This is a genomic window from Amycolatopsis sp. NPDC043885 (assembly GCF_056435685.1).
The window spans coordinates 1-4,000 of sequence record NZ_JBWKEA010000039.1 but is presented as its reverse complement, the minus strand read 5'-3'; the positions used below and the strand labels follow the sequence as shown (position 1 = coordinate 4,000).

The 4,000-nt window shown below is 57.2% G+C and carries 2 rRNA genes; both read right to left on the bottom strand.

Going from position 1 to position 4,000, the window contains the following annotated elements:
• A 23S ribosomal RNA gene (locus AC069I_RS44310) occupies positions 1-2,207 on the bottom strand; the annotation flags it as partial.
• Positions 2,208-2,508: 301 nt separating this feature from the next.
• Positions 2,509-4,000 (bottom strand): 16S ribosomal RNA (locus tag AC069I_RS44305); the annotation flags it as partial.

Genomic DNA, 4,000 nt, shown 5'->3' with positions numbered 1-4,000 from the left:
TCGTTACGCCATTCGTGCAGGTCGGAACTTACCCGACAAGGAATTTCGCTACCTTAGGATGGTTATAGTTACCACCGCCGTTTACTGGCGCTTAAGTTCTCAGCTTCGCCAACCCGAAAGTCAGCTAACCGGTCCCCTTAACGTTCCAGCACCGGGCAGGCGTCAGTCCGTATACATCGCCTTACGGCTTCGCACGGACCTGTGTTTTTAGTAAACAGTCGCTTCTCGCTGGTCTCTGCGGCCACCCCCAGCTCACCGAGTAAATCGGATCACCAGTGATGGCCCCCCTTCTCCCGAAGTTACGGGGGCATTTTGCCGAGTTCCTTAACCATAGTTCACCCGAACGCCTCGGTATTCTCTACCTGACCACCTGAGTCGGTTTAGGGTACGGGCCGCCATGAAACTCGCTAGAGGCTTTTCTCGACAGCATAGGATCATCCACTTCACCACAATCGGCTCGGCATCAGGTCTCACCCTTAACGTGTGACGGATTTACCTACCACACGGGCTACACCCTTACCCCGGGACAACCACCGCCCGGGCTGGACTACCTTCCTGCGTCACCCCATCGCTTACCTACTACAAGTCTGGTTCATCGGCTCCACCACTACCCTCAACTCCGAAGAGATCGGGCCGGCTTCACGGACTTAGCATCGCCTGATTCAGTACTGGGCGTTTCAAAGCGGGTACCGGAATATCAACCGGTTGTCCATCGACTACGCCTGTCGGCCTCGCCTTAGGTCCCGACTTACCCTGGGCAGATCAGCTTGACCCAGGAACCCTTAGTCAATCGGCGCACACGTTTCTCACGTGTGTATCGCTACTCATGCCTGCATTCTCACTCGTGAACCGTCCACAACTCGCTTCCGCGGCTGCTTCACCCGGCACACGACGCTCCCCTACCCATCCGTACTCCCGTTGGGGATATATGTACGAATGACACGACTTCGGCGGTACGCTTGAGCCCCGCTACATTGTCGGCGCGGAATCACTTGACCAGTGAGCTATTACGCACTCTTTCAAGGGTGGCTGCTTCTAAGCCAACCTCCTGGTTGTCTCTGCGACTCCACATCCTTTCCCACTTAGCGTACGCTTAGGGGCCTTAGTCGATGCTCTGGGCTGTTTCCCTCTCGACCATGGAGCTTATCCCCCACAGTCTCACTGCCGCGCTCTCACTTACCGGCATTCGGAGTTTGGCTAAGGTCAGTAACCCGGTAGGGCCCATCGCCTATCCAGTGCTCTACCTCCGGCAAGAAACACACGACGCTGCACCTAAATGCATTTCGGGGAGAACCAGCTATCACGGAGTTTGATTGGCCTTTCACCCCTAACCACAGGTCATCCCCCAGGTTTTCAACCCTGGTGGGTTCGGTCCTCCACGAAGTCTTACCTCCGCTTCAACCTGCCCATGGCTAGATCACTCCGCTTCGGGTCTAGAGCGTGCAACTCAAACGCCCTATTCGGACTCGCTTTCGCTACGGCTTCCCCACACGGGTTAACCTCGCTACACACCGCTAACTCGCAGGCTCATTCTTCAAAAGGCACGCAGTCACGACTGCATGTGCAAGCACATACAGCGACGCTCCCACGGCTTGTAGGCACACGGTTTCAGGTACTATTTCACTCCGCTCCCGCGGTACTTTTCACCATTCCCTCACGGTACTATCCGCTATCGGTCACCAGGGAATATTTAGGCTTAGCGGGTGGTCCCGCCAGATTCACACGGGATTTCTCGGGCCCCGTGCTACTTGGGTGTCTCTCAAACGAGCCGTTGATGTTTCAGCTACGGGGGTCTTACCCTCTACGCCGGACCTTTCGCATGTCCTTCGCCTACATCAACGGTTTCTGACTCGTCTCACAGCCGGCAGACTATGAAAGAGAGATCCCACAACCCCGAATGCGCAACCCCTGCCGGGTATCACACGCATACGGTTTGGCCTCATCCAGTTTCGCTCGCCACTACTCCCGGAATCACGGTTGTTTTCTCTTCCTGAGGGTACTGAGATGTTTCACTTCCCCTCGTTCCCTCCACACTGCCTATGTGTTCAGCAGCGGGTGACAGCCCATGACGACTGCCGGGTTTCCCCATTCGGAAACCCCCGGATCAAAGCTTGGTTGACAGCTCCCCGGGGACTATCGTGGCCTCCCACGTCCTTCATCGGTTCCTGGTGCCAAGGCATCCACCGTGCGCCCTTAAAAACTTGGCCACAGATGCTCGCGTCCACTGTGCAGTTCTCAAACAACGACCAGCCACCCATCACCCCACCCTCACAGGCGAGTTCACTGGGACCGGATCAGAAGGACAGCCATATCGGCCGCACCCTCAGACACCCAACAACGTGCCCGACACGATCAACCCGTTCCCGTTTTCCACGCCGAAGCAGTACTAACGAAACCGTGCTCACCGTGCCGAATAGTCAACGTTCCACCCATGAGCAACCAGCACCGAACACTCGCCGGTGTACTGGCCTCTGACCAAACCGAAGCCTGGTAAGAAGTGCTCCTTAGAAAGGAGGTGATCCAGCCGCACCTTCCGGTACGGCTACCTTGTTACGACTTCGTCCCAATCGCCAGTCCCACCTTCGACAGCTCCCTCCCACAAGGGGTTGGGCCACCGGCTTCGGGTGTTACCGACTTTCGTGACGTGACGGGCGGTGTGTACAAGGCCCGGGAACGTATTCACCGCAGCAATGCTGATCTGCGATTACTAGCAACTCCGACTTCATGGGGTCGAGTTGCAGACCCCAATCCGAACTGAGACCGGCTTTTTGAGATTCGCTCCGCCTCGCGGCATCGCAGCTCATTGTACCGGCCATTGTAGCACGTGTGCAGCCCAAGACATAAGGGGCATGATGACTTGACGTCGTCCCCACCTTCCTCCGAGTTGACCCCGGCAGTCTCCTGTGAGTCCCCATCACCCCGAAGGGCATGCTGGCAACACAGAACAAGGGTTGCGCTCGTTGCGGGACTTAACCCAACATCTCACGACACGAGCTGACGACAGCCATGCACCACCTGTATACCGACCACAAGGGGGGCACCATCTCTGATGCTTTCCGGTATATGTCAAGCCTTGGTAAGGTTCTTCGCGTTGCGTCGAATTAAGCCACATGCTCCGCTGCTTGTGCGGGCCCCCGTCAATTCCTTTGAGTTTTAGCCTTGCGGCCGTACTCCCCAGGCGGGGAACTTAATGCGTTAGCTGCGGCACCGACGACGTGGAATGTCGCCAACACCTAGTTCCCAACGTTTACGGCGTGGACTACCAGGGTATCTAATCCTGTTCGCTCCCCACGCTTTCGCTCCTCAGCGTCAGTAATGGCCCAGAGATCCGCCTTCGCCACCGGTGTTCCTCCTGATATCTGCGCATTTCACCGCTACACCAGGAATTCCGATCTCCCCTACCACACTCTAGCTAGCCCGTATCGAATGCAGACCCGGGGTTAAGCCCCGGGCTTTCACATCCGACGTGACAAGCCGCCTACGAGCTCTTTACGCCCAATAATTCCGGACAACGCTTGCGCCCTACGTATTACCGCGGCTGCTGGCACGTAGTTAGCCGGCGCTTCTTCTGCAGGTACCGTCACTTTCGCTTCTTCCCTGCTGAAAGAGGTTTACAACCCGAAGGCCGTCATCCCTCACGCGGCGTCGCTGCATCAGGCTTTCGCCCATTGTGCAATATTCCCCACTGCTGCCTCCCGTAGGAGTCTGGGCCGTGTCTCAGTCCCAGTGTGGCCGGTCGCCCTCTCAGGCCGGCTACCCGTCGTCGCCTTGGTAGGCCATTACCCCACCAACAAGCTGATAGGCCGCGGGCTCATCCTTCACCGCCGGAGCTTTTAACCCCGTCCCATGCGGGACAGAGTGTTATCCGGTATTAGACCCCGTTTCCAGGGCTTGTCCCAGAGTGAAGGGCAGATTGCCCACGTGTTACTCACCCGTTCGCCACTAATCCACCCCGAAAGGCTTCATCGTTCGACTTGCATGTGTTAAGCACGCCGCCAGC